This window comes from Kitasatospora herbaricolor (assembly GCF_030813695.1).
GTDB classification, from domain to species: Bacteria; Actinomycetota; Actinomycetes; order Streptomycetales; family Streptomycetaceae; genus Kitasatospora; species Kitasatospora herbaricolor.
In genome coordinates this window covers 2048503-2066492 of the sequence record NZ_JAUSVA010000002.1, presented here as the reverse complement: position 1 = coordinate 2066492, position 17990 = coordinate 2048503, and the positions used below count along the sequence as shown (strand labels likewise).

Below are 17990 nucleotides of genomic sequence, written 5' to 3'. Positions count from 1 at the left end.
CCTCGCCCGAGGAGTACCGAATGAAGCCCCCCGCCCGGTCGGAGAGCGGTCCGGCGACGATGCTGCCGGTCGGCTCCCCGGCGGCCGTCCGCAGCTACGTCCGGCTGCTCGCCCGGCGCCACCGCGGCAACTTCGGCGCGGTCGTCGCGCTGCACGGCGTCGCCACGGTGGCCGGGCTGGTCGGGCCGTGGGCGCTCGGCCGGCTGGTCGAGTCGCTCGCCACCGGCAGCGCCGAGGGCGCCATCGCCGCGGCCGTCGGCTGGTACCTGCTGGCGCTGCTGGTCCAGTCCGCCTTCACCTGGTGGTCCCGGCTGCGCGGCGGGGTGCTCGGCGAGGAGGTGCTCGCCGACCTCCGGGAGGACTTCCTGGTCCGCTCGGTCGCCCTGCCGCCCGGTGTCCTGGAGCGGGCCGGCACCGGTGACCTCGTCTCCCGCGGCACCACCGACATCGACCGGCTCTCCAAGTCGGTCCGCGAGGCGGTGCCCGAGCTGGCCGTCGCCGTGGTCTCGCTGGTGCTGGTGCTCGGCGCCCTGGTGGTCACCTCGCCGCTGCTGGCGCTCACCGCGGTGATCGGCCTGCCGCTGCTGCTGGCCAGCTCCCGCTGGTACTTCCGGCGCGCCCCGCAGTCCTACCGTTCCGAGTCGGCCGGGTACGCGGCCGTCAACACGGTGCTCGCCGAGACGGTCGACGCGGGCCGCACGGTCGAGACGCTGCGACTGGGCGGGGACCGGATCCGCCTCACCGACCGCAAGCTCGGCGAGTGGCTGGCCTGGGAGCGCTACACGCTCTGGCTCCGGTCGGTCTGGTTCCCCACCATCGACGCCGTCTACACGCTTGCGGTGCTGGGCACCCTGGTGCTCGGCGGGCTCTTCACCCTCCGGGGCTGGATCAGCGTGGGCCAGCTGACCACCGGCGTGCTCTACGCCCAGGCGCTGACCGGCCCGGTCGACCTGATCCTGCGCTGGTACGACGAGCTCCAGATCGGCCAGGCCTCGCTGGCCAGGCTGGTCGGGGTCCGGGAGGTGGAGGACCCGGAGACGGACGACTCCGTCCACCCGGACGGTCGCCGGGTGGAGGCCACCGAGGTGCGGTTCGGCTACCGCGAGGGCGCCGACGTGCTGCACGGCATCAGTCTGGACGTGGCGCCGGGCAGCCGGGTGGCGCTGGTCGGCCCGTCCGGGGCCGGGAAGTCCACCCTGGGCCGGCTGCTGGCCGGGATCTACGCCCCGGGCCGGGGGAGCGTCACCCTCGGCGGCGCCGCGCTCGCGCGGATGCCCGCCGAGCGGGTCCGGGCCCGGGTGGCACTGGTCAACCAGGAGCACCACGTCTTCGTCGGCACCCTGCGGGACAACCTGCGGCTGGCCGCGCCGGAGGCCGACGACACCGAGCTGCGGGCCGCGTTGGACGCGGTGGACGCCGGCGAGTGGGTGGACGCCCTGGAGGAGGGCCTGGACACCGAGGTCGGGTCCGGCGGTGCGGCCCTGACCCCGCCGCAGGCCCAGCAGCTGGCGCTGGCCCGGCTGGTCCTGGCGGACCCGCACACCCTGGTGCTGGACGAGGCGACCTCGCTGCTCGATCCCCGGGCCGCCCGGCACCTGGAGCGCTCGCTCTCCCGGGTGCTGGAGGGCCGGACGGTGATCGCCATCGCCCACCGCCTGCACACCGCGCACGACGCGGACGTGATCGCGGTGGTCGAGGGCGGCCGGATCAGCGAGTACGGCAGCCACCCGGAGCTGGTCGCGGCCGGCGGCCCGTACGCGGCCCTCTGGCGTTCCTGGCGGGACGAGCGCTAGTCCTACCGCGCCCGCGCCGGCCCGCCACCTCGGGCGCGGCCCGGCGCGGGCGCCGTCCTGCCCGTCCGCCGTCCTGCCCGTCCGCCGTGCTGCCGGGCCACCGCCTTGCCCCCGCCCCTGTCCGGCCCGGCCGGAGCCACACCGGCCCTCCCGGTCGTCGGTCCGCCCGTCCCGTCGTTGGTCCGCCCGGGCCCGTCCGCTGGGCCGTTCGGGTGGGGCGGCGGGACCGGGCGGGTCAGTCCCGGCCGGGCGAACGGACGAACCGGCGGCCCGGCACCCAGACTGCCGGGGTGACCAAAGTTTCGGACGGTTCGTCGTCGGCAGGCCCCGGGAAGCGCGAGATCGCCGGTGTCCCCGCCCGCTACCTGGCGATCGGGGCGATCGTCGTCCTGGCGGTGTGGTTCCTCTTCGCCAACCTCGACAAGGTGAAGATCCAGTTCTGGGTGTTCACGGTCACCGCGCCGCTCTGGGTCGCGCTGCTGGCCACCCTGCTGGCCGGGGCCGCGCTCGGCTGGCTGCTCAGGGGCCGGCAGGCCAAGTGACGGACCTCCTCGACCCCTGAGGAGGGATCACCCAGGTGAGCACCGCTGTCTTCACCCCGCTGATCGAGCTGAGCGGGGTCAACAAGCACTTCGGCGACCTGCACGTGCTGCAGGACATCGACCTGACGGTGGGCCGGGGCGAGGTGGTGGTGGTGATCGGCCCGTCCGGTTCGGGCAAGTCCACCCTCTGCCGGACCATCAACCGGCTGGAGCCGATCGAGAGCGGCAGCATCCGGATCGACGGCGAGCCGCTGCCCGCCGAGGGCAAGGGCCTGGCGAAGCTGCGGGCCGAGGTCGGGATGGTCTTCCAGTCCTTCAACCTGTTCGCGCACCGGACGGTGCTGCAGAACGTCTCGTTGGCGCAGGTGAAGGTCCGGGGCCGGGGCCGGGCCGAGGCGGACGCGAAGTCCCGGGCGTTGCTGGACCGCGTCGGGCTGGCCTCGCAGGAGGACAAGTACCCGGCGCAGCTCTCCGGCGGCCAGCAGCAGCGCGTCGCGATCGCCCGGGCGCTGGCGATGGACCCCAAGGCGCTGCTCTTCGACGAGCCCACCTCGGCGCTCGACCCCGAGATGATCAACGAGGTGCTGGACGTGATGCGTCTGCTGGCCCAGGAGGGCATGACCATGGTGGTGGTCACCCACGAGATGGGCTTCGCCCGGGCCTCCGCCAACCGGGTGGTGTTCATGGCCGACGGCCGGATCGTCGAGGACCGCAGCCCCGAGGACTTCTTCGACGCCCCCGAGAGCGCGCGGGCCCGGGACTTCCTCTCCAAGATCCTCAAGCACTGAGGGGCGCCATGACGACCGTCCGACGCGCCCTCGGCGCCCTCGCCGTGCTGGTGCTGCTCGCCGCCTGCGGCAAGCCCGGCACCCCGCCGCCCAAGGGCCCGCAGCCCGGCGCGCTCCCCTCGTACCAGGTCCGCACCGGGGAGGCGATCAACGGCTCGCCCACCCTGGACGCCGCCCGCGGCCGCGGCCACCTGGTGGTCGGCGCCAAGGAGGACCAGCCCTACCTGGGCCAGAAGGACCCCGCCACCGGCGTCTACTCGGGCTTCGACATCGAGATCGCCAAGATGGTCGGCGCCTACCTCGGCTTCGGCCCGGACCGCATCCAGTTCCGGACCATCGCCTCCGCCAACCGGGAGACCGCCCTGCAGAACGGCCAGGTCGACTACTACGTGGGCACCTACACGATCAACGCCAACCGGAAGAAGCTGATCGGGTTCGCCGGGCCCTACTTCGTCGCGGGCCAGTCGCTGCTGGTCCGCCGCGGCGACGACAGCATCCACGGGCCGCAGGACCTCGCCGGCAAGAAGGTCTGCTCGGCGGCCGGCTCCACCCCGTTCCAGCGGATCGAGAAGGACTACCCGCAGGCGGACCTGGTCGCCTACGACACCTACTCGGCCTGCGTGGACAACCTGGTCACCGGGCAGGTCGACGCCGTCACCACGGACAACGCCATCCTCCAGGGCTACGCCGCGAAGGTGCCGGACGAGCTGAAGATCGCCGGGGAGCCCTTCTCCGCGGAGCCGTACGGGATCGGGACCCCGCGCGAGGACACGGTGCTGCGACTCGCCCTGGACGACGCGCTGGCCGTGCACGAGAAGAACGGCGACTGGAAGAGGGCCTACGACGCGACGCTCGGCCTGTCCGGGGTGCCCGCCCCAGCCCCGCCGCCGATCGACCGGTACTGAGGAGCGCGCGTATGAAAGTCCTGACCGACAACTGGTCGATCTACTGGCACGGCTTCGTCGGCACGCTGGAACTGACCGTGGTCGGTTCCGCGCTGGCCCTGCTGCTCGGCGCGCTGATCGCGAGCTTCCGGGTCTCGCCGATCCGGGCCCTGCGGGCCTTCGGCACCGGCTGGGTGACGATCCTGCGCAACACCCCGCTGACCCTGCTGTTCTTCATCGTGGTGCTCGGCCTGCCGCGCTTCGACATCGTGCTGCCGTTCTTCACCTTCTCGGTGCTGGCGCTCGGCTGCTACACCTCCGCGTTCATCTGCGAGGTGCTGCGCTCGGGCATCAACACGGTGCCGCTCGGGCAGGGCGAGGCGGCCCGCAGCCTCGGGATGACCTTCGGTCAGACGCTGGGCCTGGTGGTGCTCCCGCAGGCCTACCGCTCGGTGGTGGCGCCGATCGGCAGCGTGCTGATCGCGCTCGCCAAGAACTCGGCGATCGCCGGTTCGTTCAGCGTGGTCGAACTGCTCGGCACCTACCGGACCATCAACGAGCTGGGCTACGGAATCGTCTGGACCTTCGTCTGGATCGCCGTCGGATACCTGGTGATCACCCTGGCGATCAGTGCCGTGTTCAACGTCCTCGAACGACGGACGGCGGTGTCCCGGTGACCGCTCCCCCCTCCGTCCGCCCGGCCGTGCGCCCCTCCGCGCGGCGGTCCGCGCCCGCCTCCGCCCTGTACGACGTACCCGGCCCGAAGGCGGTGGCCCGGCACCGGCTGTACGGGGTGCTCGCGCTGCTGGCGATCGCCGCACTGCTCGGCTGGGTGGTCCACATGCTCTTCCACACCCAGCAGTTCACCTATCAGAAGTGGATGGCCTTCGAGTACCGGGGCGTCCAGGAGCTGCTGCTGCGGGGTCTCGGACGCACCCTGGAGGCCTTCGGCTGGACGGTGCTGTTCGCGCTGCCGTTCGGCGCGCTGTTCGCGGCCGGCCGGCTCTCCGACCACCGGCCGGTGCGCTGGGTGTCCACGCTGGTGGTGGAGTTCTTCCGGGCGATGCCGCTGCTGGTGATGATCTTCTTCATCTTCGTCGCGCTGAAGGTCCAGCCGCTCTGGGCCCTGGTCGCCGGTCTCACCCTCTACAACGGCTCCGTGCTGGCCGAGGTGTTCCGCGCCGGGGTGCTCGCGGTGCCCGCCGGACAGCGGGAGGCGGCGTACGCGCTGGGCATGCGCAAGACCCAGGTGATGGCGGCGGTCCTGGTGCCGCAGGCCAACCGGGCGATGCTGCCGGCCATCATCAGCCAGCTGGTGGTGGCCCTCAAGGACACCTCGCTCGGGTTCCTGATCACCTACGAGGAGTTCCTGCACGCGGGGAAGCTGATCGCCACCAACCTGGACTACGACCTGCCCTTCATCCCGGTGGTGATGGTGATCGCGCCGGTCTACATCGGCCTCTGCCTGGCCCTCTCCTGGCTGGCCCGCCGGGTGGAGCGCCGCAGCCGGCACAGCCCCCGGGCCAGGGGCGGCGCGCCGGTCGCCGAGGCCGGGGTGGTGCCCGGCCTGCCGCCGGGGGTGCCGCCGGAGGCGCAGCAGTAGGCCCGACGGGAGGCCGGGCCTCCCGCGCTACTCGTTGTGCAGCACCTCGGCGATGGTCAGCCGCGCCGCCGACCGGGCCGGCAGCAGCGCGCCGAGGATCGCGATCAGCACCCCGGCCAGGACGAGCAGGGCCAGGCCCGCCGGATGCCAGACGGCCTTCATCGCCTCCGGGAACAGCACCGACCCGACGTGGTCCACGATCAGGCGGTGCCCGGCGATCCCGAGCGGGACGCCGGCCAGCCCGGCGACCGCGCCCGGCGCCGCCACCGAGGTCACGGTCATCAGCACCACCTGGCGCGGCGTCATCCCGACCGCCTTCAGCATGCCCAGGTCCCGGCGGCGCTCCCGGGTGTTCAGCAGCACCGTGTGGAAGACGCCGAGCGCGGCCACGAGGGTCAGCAGCACGGTGAACACCGAGGCGAAGGCGACCACGGTGGTGGTCGCGGTGTTCCCGGTGTCCGCCGGCACCGGGTACAGGCCGGGTTCGGCCGCCCGGACGGCGTCCGCGAACGCCTGGACGTCGCCGCCCGGGGCCAGCTCCACCTGGTAGTTGACCGGCACGGCCGCCGGTGCGAGCGCGGCCAGGGTCGGCCAGGTCGACCACATCCGGTCGCCGCCGCCGCTGATCAGCTCGCCGACCACGGTCACGGCTGTCCGCCGGCCGTCCAGCTCCATGGTGGTCCGGTCGCCGACCGCGAGGCCGTGCTGCTTCAGGAACATCGGCGGGGCCACCACCTCGCCCGGCCCGGCGAGCCAACGCCCGGTCACCACCTGGGCGGCCATGCCCGGATCGTCGTCCCCGCGCTGGAAGAAGACGCTGTCGGGCTGGGTGTACCCGTCGAGCCGGACCTCCACGACCGCCTGCGAGGTCACCCTGGTCACGCCCGGCCGGGAGCGCACCAGCGACTCCAGCTCACGGTCGCCCAGCCGGGGGACGGTCTCCCCGAAGGCGGGCCGCCCGACCCAGACCACCACCTCGGGGCCGCCGGCGGCGGTCTGTGTCCCGCTGTAGGCCACCATGGTGCTGGTCAGCCCGGTCGTCAGGGTCACCGTGGTGACGCCCAGCAGGACGGCGGCCAGGGTCAGGGCGGTGCGCGCCGGGCGGGCGAAGGGCTGGCCCAGGCCCAGGCTGACCGGACGCGGCAGCCGGCTGCCGCCCAGCCGGCGCTGTACCGTCAGCCCCCGGCCGGCCCGCGGGGCGCTGCCCGCGCTGATCGCCTGCGCCGCGGAGAGCCGGTGCGCGCGCAGCGCGGGCACCAGGGCCGCCAGCAGGACCAGGGCCGGCATGCCGAGCAGGCAGACCACGGACACCCAGGGCGCGATCTCGACGACGGCGCTGCCCCGCCGCACTCCCTGGAAGGCGGCGTCCAGGACCGGCTCCGCCAGCAGGCCGCCGGCCAGCGTGCCCGATGCGGCGCCCGCCACGGCCGGCAGCGAGACCATCACCAGGTGGACCGCCACCACCTGGTTGGGGGTGAAGCCCAGCGCCTTGAGCACGCCGATGTGGCGGAACCCGGAGACCACCGCCCCGCCGACCACGTTGCCGACGATCAGGACGGAGACCGCCAGGCCGAGGGCCCCGAACAGGGTCATGAACGGCAGGTAGTCCCGGGCCGTCCCGGCGTAGTCCTCCTTGAGGGTCAGATGGGACTGCGCCGACACCAGCGCACCCGCCGGGAGCCCGGCGGTGACGGCGTCCAGGGCGGAGCGGACCTCCGGCGCGGTGCCGGCGGCGGTGAAGCGGTAGAGCATCTGGACGGCGTCCGGGTGAAGCGCGCCGATCTGCTCCGGCACCACCCAGGCGTCGGCCGAGCGGCTCATGCTGGTGGCGAGGCCCACGACGGTCAGCGGCGGGCTGCCGGGCGCGTCGATCCGCGTCCCCAGCAGGTCCCGCAGGACCAGACCGGTGTAGTCCTGGTTGAGCACCAGCTCACCGGGAGCGGCGGCCCAGCGCCCGGCCAGCAGCGCGGGCCGGTCCACCGCGGCGGTGGCCGGGTCCGCCCGGCCGACCACCTTGAGCGTCCCGGCCGGGAACCCGGGCCAGCCCTTGACGACCTTGACCGAGCCCTGGCCGAACGGGCCCTCGGCCGCCTGCACACCCGGTCGCCGGGCGGCCTCGGCCAGCCCGGTGGCCGACACCCCGGCCGGGTCGTAGGTGACCACCGCATGGGCGCCGCGCTGCCGGCCGAAGGCCTGGTCGAACGGGGCCGAGACGGCGTCCAGCAGGCCCAGCGCGAGCATCACGGTGGTGGTGGAGCAGAGCACCACCAGGCCGATCACCACGCCCTGCAGCCGCCGGCGGCGCACGGCCGCCAGCGCCGCCCGCCAGACCGCGCTCACGAGGAACGCTCCAGCACGCTCTCACGGGCCACCCGGCCGTCGGCGAACTCGATCAGCCGGCCGGCGCACCGGGTGGCGAGCCGCGGGTCGTGGGTGACGATCAGCAGGGTCTGGCCGATCTGGTTGAGGTCGATCAGCAGGTCCATCACCTGCTCCCCGGCCCGGCTGTCCAAGGCGCCGGTCGGCTCGTCCGCGAGCAGCAGGGCCGGGCGGTTCATCAGGGCGCGGGCCACGGCGACCCGTTGCCGCTCGCCGCCGCTCAGGGTCGCCGGGTAGGCGTCCTTGCGGTCCGCGATGCCCAGCTCGTCGAGGAGTTCGAGCGCCCGGCGGCGGGCCTGGCGGGCCGGGGTCCCGGTCAGCTGGGCGGAGAGCGCGACGTTGTCCAGGGCCGGCAGGTCGTCGATCAGGTTGAAGAACTGGAAGATCATGCCGACGTGGCGGCGCCGGAACAGCGCCAGCCCGGTCTCGTTGAGGCCGCCCAGATCCTCCCCGGCGACCCGGACGCTGCCGGCGGTCGGGCGGTCCAGGCCCGCCACCATGTTGAGCAGCGTCGACTTGCCGCAGCCGGACGGGCCCATCACCGCGACCGCCTCGCCGGCCCGGATCTCCAGCGACACCCCGTCCAGGGCCGTCGCCTCGCCGTACTCCTTGCGCACGGCGTCCAGCCGTACGACGACCGGCTGCGCACTGTCGTGGTCTGTAGTCATGGCACGAACCTAGAAGCGCCGCCGGGGCCCGGCATCAGCCCCCCGGTGTATCCGGTGCGGGCCGTCATCCTGCGGATGTACGGCGCCCGTCCCGCAGAACGATGCGGAGTGCCGCGCGGCCTGCCAGAGTGATCTTGTGTGGAGATCCGGGGTGGGGCCGCTGGTGACGGGGCTGGTCGTGGCGTGCGTCGCGGCCTGCTGGCTCGGCGCCGCGCTGGCGCGGGAGCGGCGGGCGCACCGCACCGCGCTGGCCGACCGCGGCTGGCTGCTGGAGCGCGAGCGGGAGAGCGCGGCGGTTGCCGCGGTGGACGCCGAGCGGGCCCGGATCGCCCGGGAGCTGCACGACATCGTCAGCCACAACGTCAGCCTGATGGTGGTTCAGGCCGGCGCGGCCCGTGAGGTGCTGGCCACCATGCCCGAGGAGGCGGCCACCGCGATGCGGGCGGTCGAGGCGGCCGGCCGGGGCGCGATGACCGAACTGCGGCACCTGCTCGGACTGCTCGCCCCGTCGCCGGACGGCGAGGACGGCGACGGCGGCCCCGACGGCCCGGGCGCCGGCCGCCTGGAACCGCAGCCGGGGCTGGGCCGGCTCGGCCCGCTGGTCGACCGGATCGCCTTCGCCGGCCTGCCGGTCGAGGTGCGGATCTCGGGGGAGCCGCGCCCGCTGCCCGCCGGCATCGACCTCACCGCCTACCGGATCGTCCAGGAGGCGCTGACCAACGCCCTCAAGTACAGCGACGGGGGCCAGGCCGAACTGACGGTCCGGTACACCGACCGCTACCTGCGGGTGGAGGTGCTGAACAGCGGGCCGAGCGTGCTCGCCGGCGGAGGCCGGGGCGGGCGCGTCACCCCGGCGGCGCGCGACGGCGCGGGCCGCGGCCTGCTGGGGCTGCGCGAGCGGGTGGCCGTCTACGGCGGTGACCTGGACGCCCGCAGGCGCCTCGGCGGGGGCTACCGCGTCCGCGCCCGGATCCCGCTGGACCGGCCGTGACCGGCCCCGTGACCGGTCCGGGCCCCCGGGCCGCGACGGGCGCCGGGCCGGCTGCGGCGCCGAGCGTCCCGCAGGGCTTCCCGTCGGCCGTCCAGCCGTCCGCCGGGCCGGTGCCGCAGGCCGGACCGTCCGCCGAGCCGGTGCCCCGGGTCCTGATCGCGGACGACCAGGAGCTGGTCCGCACCGGGTTCCGGCTGATCCTGACCGCGCGCGGCATCGACGTGGTCGGCGAGGCCGCCGACGGCGCGGAGGCGGTGGCCGCCGCCCGCGCCCTGCGGCCCGACGTGGTGCTGATGGACATCCGGATGCCCGGCATGGACGGCCTGGAGGCCGCCCGCCGGGTGCTCGCCCGGGACCCGCACTGCCGGGTCATCATGCTGACCACCTTCGACCTGGACCACTACGTCTACGCCGCCCTGGCCGCAGGGGCCAGCGGGTTCCTGCTCAAGGACGTCACCTCCGACCACCTGACCGCGGCCGTCCGCCTGGTCGGCACCGGCGACGCGCTGCTCGCCCCCTCGATCACCCGTCGGCTGGTGGAGCGCTTCGCGGCCGGCGGCGCGGACCGGGGTGCCGGGGGCGGACCGCGGCCGGGCGCCGGCGGCCCGGCGGTCCACCGGGACCTGGCCGCCCTGACACCCCGTGAGCACGAGGTGCTGACCCTGATGGGCGGCGGCCTGTCCAACGCCGAGCTGGCCGCCGTACTGACCCTGAGCGAGGCGACCGTGAAGACCCATGTGGCCCGGATCTTCGCCAAGCTCTCGCTGCGCGACCGGGCCCAGGCCGTGGTGCTGGCCTACGAGACCGGGCTGGTGTCACCGGGCGACACCTTCCCGCGGACCGGCGGCTGACGGCGCCCCGGACGGGAGGGGCGCGGGCGGGGGGCAGAGGGACGGGCGGGGCAGGGGGACGGGCGGGGCCGTGGGGGCCCGCGGATCCCGGGGGTCCGCGGGAAACCCAAGGGAAAGGCGGGACCTGCCCGACGGGCCACAATATTTGCTTATGCTTCGGGAGTGTTCGACACCCGTCACATCAAGACCTTCCACGAAGTGGTGCGGACCGGCTCCTACTCGGCGGCGGCCCGCGAGCTCGGCTACACCCAGCCGGCCGTCACCCAGCAGATGAAGGCGTTGGAACGTTCCGTCGGCGTACCGCTGTTCGCCAGGTCCGGCCGGGGGCTGCGGCTCACCGAGGCGGGGGAGGCCCTGGCCCGGCACGCCGAACTCATCCTCGGCAGCCTCTCCGCCGCCCAGCAGCAACTCACCGCCCTCGCCCGGCTGCGGGCCGGCCGGGTCCGGGTCTGCGCCTTCCCGAGCGCCACCGCCACCCTGATCCCCTCCGCCATCGCCCGGCTGCTCGCCGAGCACCCGGGCGTCCGGGTGGAGCTGCACGAGGCGGAGCCGCCCGACTCGGTCCGCCGCCTGCTGCGCGGGGAGTGCGACATCGCCCTGGCGTTCAGCTACCCGGGCCCGGCGGCCGGGCCGCCGGAGGGGGTCGAGGAGATCCCGCTGATGGAGGACCTGCTGACGGTCCTGCTGCCGGTCGGCCACCCGCTGGGCCGCCGGCACGCCGTCCGGCTGGCCGACCTGGCCGAGGAGCGCTGGATCGCCGGCTGTCCGCGCTGCCGGGCCAACCTCCTGCACGTCTGCGCGGAGCAGGGCTTCGAGCCCGACGTGGTGTTCAGCACCGACGACAACCTCGCCGTGCAGAGCCTGGTGGCAGCCGGGGTCGGCGTCGCCCTGATGCCCGCCCTGGTACTCAGCTTCATGTGCCATCGCAAGGTGACCGGCCGCGCCGTCGAACCGCACCTGCGCCGCAAGGTCAGCGCCTTCGTGCTGCGCGAGCACCGGGCGATCCCGGCGACCACGCTGGTGCTGGACAGCCTGCGGACGGCCGCGGCGGCCCGGTCCGGCTGCTGACCCGGCCGGCCCGACCGTCGAACCGGCCGGCCCGGACCTCGGGTCCGGCCCGGGCCGCGTCCCCGCCCGGCCCCGAGGTCCCCGAGCGTCGCCCCGATCCATAAGCCCTGCCAGGGGAAACCGAAGAAACCGTCGTTGGACGTCGCCGGCGGCCGGCCCGACGCTGCGGACATGACCACTTCCGCGACGGTCGACGCGACCGTCCTCACCGAGCGCATGCGGGCCCTCGTCGGCGAGATCCGCGAGGTAGTCGGCCGGGGCCTGCCGCCCGAACTCACCGCCTACCTGGTGGGCGAACGCCTCGCGCCGCACCTCGGCGCGGGGCACCTGCTGACCGCGGCCCAGCAGGAGGCGGACCCGCAGCGTTACCGGCAGCACGTGCTGCACGCCGAACCGGACGGCAGCTTCTCGCTGGTCGCCCTGGTCTGGCTGCCCGGACAGTGCACACCCATCCACGACCACGTCTCCTGGTGCGTGGCCGGCGTCCACCAAGGGCAGGAGAGCGAGCGCCGCTACCGGCTGGTGTCCGACGGCCGGACCGGCCGCCTGGTCGCCACCGAGGACGTGCTCGGCCCGCAGGGCAGCGTCGCCGCCTTCGCCCCGCCCGGCGACATCCACCAGGTCCGCAACGCCGGGACCACCCTCGCCGTCTCCCTGCACGTCTACGGCGCCGACGTCGGCCGCCTGGGCACCAGCATCCGGCGTGTCTACCGGCTGCCCGCGGACGAGGGGTGAGCCGGGCGTGGCCCTGACCCTGCGCACCCACCCCCGGGCCGCCGCCCGCCCACCGCTGCGCGGGGACGCCCCCGGCCTGCTGCTGGCCTGCCTAGGTGTCGCGGCCGCCCTCGGGGTGCATCAACTTGTGCCGGCCATACCCAAGTTGACCGCCGCCGTGCTGCTCGGCACCGCCGCCGCCCACCTGCCGGGGCTGCGCACCGTCGTCCGCGGCGTGGCCCGGCCGGGCCTGTCCACGGCCGGGCGCCGGCTGATGCGGCTCGGCATCGTCCTGCTCGGCCTCGCCCTCAGCGCGGACGACGTGCTCGGCCTCGGCTGGGCCACCGTCGCGATGGTGCTCGCGGTCGTCACGCTGACCTTCACCGGCACCTGGTGGCTCGGCCGCCGGCTCGGACTGCCCGGAGACCAGTCGCTGCTGGTGGCGACCGGCTACTCGATCTGCGGCGCCTCGGCGGTCGGCGCGGTCGGCCAGGCCGCCGGCAGCGAGGAGGAGGACATCGCCGCCTCGGTCGCCCTGGTCACCCTGTGCGGGACCCTGGCGATCGCCGTGCTCCCGCTGCTGCACCATCCGCTCGGGCTCGACGACGCCGGCTTCGGGCGCTGGGTGGGCGCCGGCGTGCACGACGTCGGCCAGGTGGTCGCCACCGCGCAGAGCGGCGGACCGGTGGCGCTGCGCGAGGCCGTCCTGGTGAAGCTGATGCGGGTGGTGCTGCTGGCGCCGCTGGTCGCCGGGGTGGGCCTCGCCGCCCGGCGGCCGCGCCGGGCCCCCGGGACGGCGAAGGACGGCGCAGCCGTCGGGGCACCCGGGGCCGCCCGCGCGCGGTCCGGCTCCGGCGCGCGGCCGCCGGTCGTGCCGCTGTTCGTCGCCGGCTTCCTGCTGATGATCGCGCTGCGCAGCACCGGAGCCGTCCCGGCCGGCGCCCTGACGCTCGCCCAGGACGCCCGTGAACTGCTGCTCGCCGCCGCCCTGTTCGGCCTCGGCAGCGCCGTCCACCTGCCGACCATGATGCGCACCGGCGGGCGGATCGCCGCCCTGGGGCTCGCCTCCTGGGTGATGATCGCCGGCGTGTCGTACGCCGGGGTGCTGCTCACCTCGTAGAGCCGGACCCCCGTAGTTCCCCGCAGGACCGGCGGGTCGCCCCCCGCCGTAGCTCCCCGCAGGACCGGCAGGCCGCCCCCGCCGTAACTCCCCGCCGGGCCCACCGGGCTCGGATAGAGTCGCCCACGTACCACCGCTGACACGTGAGACCCAGGGGAACCGCCATGACGACCGCACTGCCCGACCGGGACGGATCCGATGCCGTCGACACCCTCGACCGGCGGGAAGGCCCGTACGGCGAGGTGGTGTTGCGGCGGCGCGGCGAGCACTACGAGATCATCGCCAACGGGTGCTTCCTGATGGACACCGCCGACGGCCGGTCGGAGCGGCTGCTGGTCCAGGCCGCCCTGGACGCCCTCGGCGCCACCGCCGACCCGGCGGTGCTGATCGGCGGGCTGGGGGTGGGCTTCTCGCTCGCCCACGCCGCGGCCGAGCCGCGCTGGAGCCGGATCGCCGTGGTCGAGCGGGAGAGCGCGGTGATCGACTGGCACCGCGAGGGACCGCTGGCCGCCGTCTCGGCAGGGGCGCTGGCCGACCCCCGGGTGCGGGTGCTGCACACCGACCTGCTGGAGTACCTGGCCGCCGAGGGGGAGCGCTTCGACGCCCTCTGCCTGGACATCGACAACGGCCCGGACTGGACGGTCACCGACTCCAACTCCGACCTCTACGGCTCGCGCGGACTGGCCCGGCTGCAGGGCCGGCTCCGGCCCGGCGGGGTGCTCGCGGTGTGGAGCGCCCAGCCGTCCACGGCCTTCGAGGAGGCGCTGCGCACGGCCGGGTTCGCCGAGGTCCGGACCCACGAGATCCCGGTCGCCCGCGGCGTGCCGGATGTCGTGCACCTGGCCCGGCGCCCGGCCTGAGCCGGCCGCCGGGCCGCCCGAGCCGGCCGCCGGCGCGGCGCGACGTGACGGTGCCCGCCGCCCCTGGCCGGGGTGGCGGGCACCGTCTCCCGATCGGCCCGCTACTTCAGGCCGTTGTCCACGGCGGCCATCAGCTCGCCGTTCGCGGTGTCGCCGTCGAAGGACCACACCATCGCGCCCGCCAGGCCCTGGGACTTGATCCAGGCGGTCTTGCGGGCGATCTCGGTCGGGTCGTCGTAGGTGTAGAGGACCGAACCGTTGTAGATGTACGCGAAGCCGGCCACCGGGTCGCGGTAGATGGTGTAACCACCGCTCGTGGCCATGTCCTTGAGCTTGTGGTAGTCCTCGTACCCGGCCTCGTAGGTGCCCGGACCGGGGCCCGTGCCGGTCTGGAAGAGGCCGTTGGTGGTGCCGCGCGGCACGCCCGTCCAGCCGCGTCCGTAGAACGGGATGCCCAGCGTCAGCTTGCTCTTCGGCGCACCGCCGTTGACGTAGGCGTTGATGGCGATCTCGGAGCTGAACTTCCGGTCGGCCGGGCTCGGGTCGCCCGCCGGGAGCTTGATCGCCGACTGCTGGTTGGTGCCGGTCTCCCAGCCGCCGTGGTAGTCGTAGCCCTGGATGGTGGCGAAGTCGAAGGCGCCGAACAGGCCGGGGATGTCGATGCCGGCGGTGACCTTCAGCGGGTCGGCGGGCAGGAACGCGCTGAGCGTGTAGTGCTTGCCGTTGGTGGCGCCCAGGGCGTCCAGCTGGCGGCGGAACTCCTGCGCCAGCAGGGTGTAGTTGGCCTTGTCGGCGGGCTTGAAGACGTTGCCGAGGTGCCCGTCGGAGTTCGGCCACTCCCAGTCGAGGTCGATGCCGTCGAAGATGTTCGCGGCGCTGCCGGGGCCGCCCCGGCCGTCGATCACCGGCAGGTTGCCCTTGATGTACAGGTCGATGCAGGAGCTGACCAGCGCCTTGCGGGAGGCGTCGGTGGCCGCCGCGTCGGAGAACCACTTGCTGTACGACCAGCCGCCCAGCGAGATCTGGATCTTGAGGTTGGGGTACTTGGCCTTGAGCTGCTTCAGCTGGTTGAAGTTGCCCGCCAGCTGCTGGTCCCAGGTGTCGGTGGTGCCGGCCACCGAGCTGCCCGCGTCCACGCCCCGGCCGTAGTCGGCCCAGGCGTCGCCGGCGCCGTCACCCGCGTTGGGGTCGGAGTCGTTGCCGGCCGCCTTGTTGGTGAGGAAGCACTGCTTGGTGGTCGGGTGGATGTTGGCGAAGGCGTAGTTGAGCGTGGTGAGCCGCCCGGCCGAGCCCGAGGTGTCCAGCTTCTTCACGCTGTAGCCGCGGGCGTAGATGCTCCACTGGGTGAAGTACCCGATCTTCAGCGCCGGTCCGGGATCACCGCCGCCGACCTGCGTCCTGGCCGTCACCGGGGCCGAGGCGGCCGAGACGTTGCCGGCCGCGTCGCGGGCCTTGACGGTGAAGGTGTACGCGGTGTCCGGGGTCAGGCTGCCGACGCTCGCGGCGGTACCGGTCACCGTGGTGGCCAGCGCGGTGCCGTTGTAGACGTCGTACGCGGTGACCCCGATGCTGTCGCTGCTGGCGGCCCAGCTCAGCGCGATGCTGGTGGAGCTGGTGGAGGTCACCGCGGGGGTGCCGGGCGCCGACGGCGGGGTGGTGTCCGGCACGGTGGTCGGCGGGGTGGTCACGGCGAGCGGCCCGGCGGCGGCCGAGCGGTTGCCGGCGGCGTCCAGGGCCTGCACGGTGAACTGATACGTGGTGGCCGCGGCCAGGCCGGTCAGATTGGCCGAAGTGCCGGTCACCGTCTGGACCTTGGCGCCGTTCTGGTAGACCTCGTAGCCGGTCACGCCGACATCGTCGGTGCTCGCGTTCCAGGCCAGGGCCACCGTGGTGGAGGTGCTCCCGGTGCTGCGCAGACTGCCGGGGGTGCTCGGCGGGGTGGTGTCCGGCCCGGTCACGCCGCCGCACGGGCTGCCGTTCAGCTTGCAGTTGGCGAGCGCCTGGTAGCTGCCCGAATAGGCGATGTTGAAGCCGAAGTTGTACGAGGCGCCGGGGGCGATGGTGGCGGCCCAGCCGGGGTTCTTGACCGTCACGTGGGAGGCCGCGGTGGTGTACGTGGCGTTCCAGAGCGAGGCGACGGTGTTGGCGGCCGGCAGGTCGAACTCCAGGGTCCAGCCGTTGAGTGTGCTGGTGGAGCCGTTGGTGATGGTGTAGCTGCCCTCGTAGCCGCTGCCCCAGTCGCTGCCCTTGGCCAGGGTGGCGGTGGGGGAGGCGGCGTGGGCGGCGGTGGCGGGCAGCGCGACCGCGATCAGCGGGGCGAGCAGGCTCCCGGCCGCGAGCAGGGGGATTCGGATCCGACGTCTGCGCATGGATGTGGCTCCTGTCTGGGGGCGCGTCCGGACGGGACCGGAGCCACCCCGTTACCTGTGGGGAGGTGTCAGGTGCGTGGAGCGGTGTGCGGCTCCGGCCAGGGGCAGCGCGGAGCGGGGACCTCGGGCCGTCGGGTTGCCGTGGAGGTCCTGTGCTAAGCGAGGGTAGGGAGCGTGACGCCACCTGGCAATAGGTCTGTACCACTTGGCGTCGCGGACCTGACACGGTGGGTGACCCGGTCCGCGGCGCCGTGGCGGTCGCACGCAGAGGCGGCGTGCGGGAGCGGCACGGGGGTCGTACCGCCACCGGGGCGGCGCGGAACTGCTCGGCGCCGCAAGGCGGTCGGCGCCTCAGCCGCTGCCCGGCGCCGGCCGTTCGCTGCGGAAGGTGCGCCGGTAGGCGTCCGGGGGCACGCCCAGGGTGCGGTGGAAGTGCCGCCGCAGGGTGGTGGCGGTGCCCATCCCGGTCGCGGCGGCGATCGCTTCCACGCTGTCCTGGGTGGTCTCCAGCAACTCCTGGGCACGGTGGATCCGTTGGGCCAGCAGCCAGCGCAGCGGCGTGGTGCCCGTGGTGGCCCGGAAGTGCCGGGCGAGATTGCGCGAGCTCATGTTGGCCTGCCGGGCCAGGTCCTCCACCGTGATCGGCCGGTCGAGCCGCCGCAGCGCCCAGGCGAGCAGCTCGGCCAGCGGGTGCGCGCCGCGCCGGGCCGGCATCGGGGAGGGGATGAACTGCGCCTGGCCGCCGGCCCGGTGGGGCGGAACGACCAGGACGCGGGCGACCGCGTTGGCGGCGGCGGTGCCGTGGTCGAGCCGGACGAGATGCAGGCAGAGGTCCATCGCCGCGGCCTTGCCGGCCGAGGTGAGGACGCTGCCCTCGTCGACGTAGAGCACGTCGGCGTCGACCCGCACCCGGGGGTACCGGGCGGCCAGTTCCGCGGCGTGCAGCCAGTGCGTGGTGGCCCGCCGGCCGTCCAGGAGCCCGGCGGCGGCCAGTACGAACGCCCCGGTGCAGAGCGAGGCCACCCGGGCGCCGGCCCGGTGGGCCTCGCGTACGGCCTCCAGCAGTTCGGCCGGGGGAGCCGCGTCGAGGTCGGCCCAGGCGGGGACGATCACCGTGTCGGCCAGCGCCAGCCGGTCGAACCCGTGGTCGGGTTCGAGCCGGAACCGCCCGCCCACCTGCGCGCCGGGCCGGCCGCAGACCGCGAACCCGTACCAGGGATCGGCGATGTCGGACCGGTCGACGCCGAAGACCTCGCAGGCGGCGGCGAGTTCGAAGTGCATGACGCCGTCGGTGACGGCGATCGCGACGGTGGGCATGTCCGAAACTGTACGGGGTGCGGCAGTACGGACACTCCCGGAC

General features: G+C 74.4%; 16 protein-coding genes. 12 read left to right on the top strand and 4 right to left on the bottom strand.

Translation table 11 applies throughout. From position 1 onward, the window contains the following. Window positions 1-20: 20 nt before the first annotated feature. From J2S46_RS09335 to J2S46_RS09310, 6 genes are all read left to right on the top strand, one after another. On the top strand, window positions 21-1793 hold the full coding sequence (locus J2S46_RS09335) for an ABC transporter ATP-binding protein (RefSeq protein WP_191292251.1): 1773 nt from the start codon (window positions 21-23) through the stop codon (window positions 1791-1793). 290 nt (window positions 1794-2083) lie between these two features. Then, window positions 2084-2335: a lipopolysaccharide assembly protein LapA domain-containing protein gene (locus tag J2S46_RS09330; RefSeq protein WP_191292252.1), complete on the top strand. Its 252-nt coding sequence runs from the start codon at window positions 2084-2086 to the stop codon at window positions 2333-2335. A gap of 35 nt (window positions 2336-2370) precedes the next feature. Further along, window positions 2371-3123, top strand: a complete 753-nt coding sequence (locus J2S46_RS09325) for an amino acid ABC transporter ATP-binding protein (RefSeq protein ID WP_307349423.1) — start codon at window positions 2371-2373, stop codon at window positions 3121-3123. 8 nt (window positions 3124-3131) lie between these two features. Continuing rightward, entirely contained in the window at window positions 3132-4028 is an 897-nt protein-coding gene (locus J2S46_RS09320; RefSeq protein ID WP_191292253.1) for a glutamate ABC transporter substrate-binding protein, read from the top strand. Between the two features lie 11 nt (window positions 4029-4039). Beyond that, window positions 4040-4684, top strand: coding sequence for an amino acid ABC transporter permease (locus tag J2S46_RS09315; protein ID WP_191292254.1), 645 nt, complete (start codon window positions 4040-4042; stop codon window positions 4682-4684). 26 nt (window positions 4685-4710) lie between these two features. Further along, window positions 4711-5610 (top strand): amino acid ABC transporter permease, encoded by a 900-nt coding sequence (locus J2S46_RS09310; RefSeq protein WP_191292316.1) that lies wholly within the window; start codon window positions 4711-4713, stop codon window positions 5608-5610. A 27-nt stretch (window positions 5611-5637) separates the two neighbouring features. Here J2S46_RS09310 and J2S46_RS09305 read toward each other — a convergent pair whose 3' ends face one another. Next, complete coding sequence (locus J2S46_RS09305; RefSeq protein ID WP_191292255.1) at window positions 5638-7950, bottom strand: ABC transporter permease; 2313 nt, start codon at window positions 7948-7950, stop codon at window positions 5638-5640. Beyond that, window positions 7947-8657, bottom strand: coding sequence for an ABC transporter ATP-binding protein (locus J2S46_RS09300; RefSeq protein ID WP_191292256.1), 711 nt, complete (start codon window positions 8655-8657; stop codon window positions 7947-7949). Before J2S46_RS09300 ends, J2S46_RS09305 begins: the two co-directional genes overlap by 4 nt. Window positions 8658-8808: 151 nt before the next feature. Here J2S46_RS09300 and J2S46_RS09295 point away from each other — a divergent pair, with 151 nt between their 5' ends. From J2S46_RS09295 to J2S46_RS09270, 6 genes are all read left to right on the top strand, one after another. Beyond that, a complete protein-coding gene (locus J2S46_RS09295) occupies window positions 8809-9648 on the top strand; it encodes a sensor histidine kinase (RefSeq protein WP_229913069.1) in 840 nt (279 codons plus the stop codon). Between the two features lie 140 nt (window positions 9649-9788). Continuing rightward, window positions 9789-10499: a response regulator transcription factor gene (locus J2S46_RS09290; RefSeq protein WP_191292320.1), complete on the top strand. Its 711-nt coding sequence runs from the start codon at window positions 9789-9791 to the stop codon at window positions 10497-10499. Window positions 10500-10661: 162 nt separating this feature from the next. Then, window positions 10662-11567 carry a LysR family transcriptional regulator gene (locus J2S46_RS09285; protein WP_191292257.1) on the top strand — a complete coding sequence of 302 codons (906 nt, stop codon included), beginning with the start codon at window positions 10662-10664 and terminating at the stop codon, window positions 11565-11567. Between the two features lie 171 nt (window positions 11568-11738). Next, window positions 11739-12302: a cysteine dioxygenase family protein gene (locus J2S46_RS09280; RefSeq protein ID WP_191292258.1), complete on the top strand. Its 564-nt coding sequence runs from the start codon at window positions 11739-11741 to the stop codon at window positions 12300-12302. Window positions 12303-12315: 13 nt separating this feature from the next. Further along, on the top strand, window positions 12316-13401 hold the full coding sequence (locus J2S46_RS09275) for a YeiH family protein (protein WP_229913080.1): 1086 nt from the start codon (window positions 12316-12318) through the stop codon (window positions 13399-13401). Between the two features lie 164 nt (window positions 13402-13565). Next, window positions 13566-14261 (top strand): spermidine synthase family protein, encoded by a 696-nt coding sequence (locus J2S46_RS09270; RefSeq protein ID WP_191292259.1) that lies wholly within the window; start codon window positions 13566-13568, stop codon window positions 14259-14261. A 101-nt stretch (window positions 14262-14362) separates the two neighbouring features. On the opposite strand, the gene J2S46_RS09265 is transcribed toward J2S46_RS09270, so the two are convergent. Both J2S46_RS09265 and J2S46_RS09260 read right to left on the bottom strand, forming a co-directional pair. Next, window positions 14363-16630, bottom strand: coding sequence for a glycoside hydrolase family 18 chitinase (locus J2S46_RS09265; protein WP_191292260.1), 2268 nt, complete (start codon window positions 16628-16630; stop codon window positions 14363-14365). Between the two features lie 351 nt (window positions 16631-16981). Next, window positions 16982-17947, bottom strand: coding sequence for a helix-turn-helix domain-containing protein (locus J2S46_RS09260; protein WP_191292261.1), 966 nt, complete (start codon window positions 17945-17947; stop codon window positions 16982-16984). Window positions 17948-17990 lie beyond the last annotated feature (43 nt).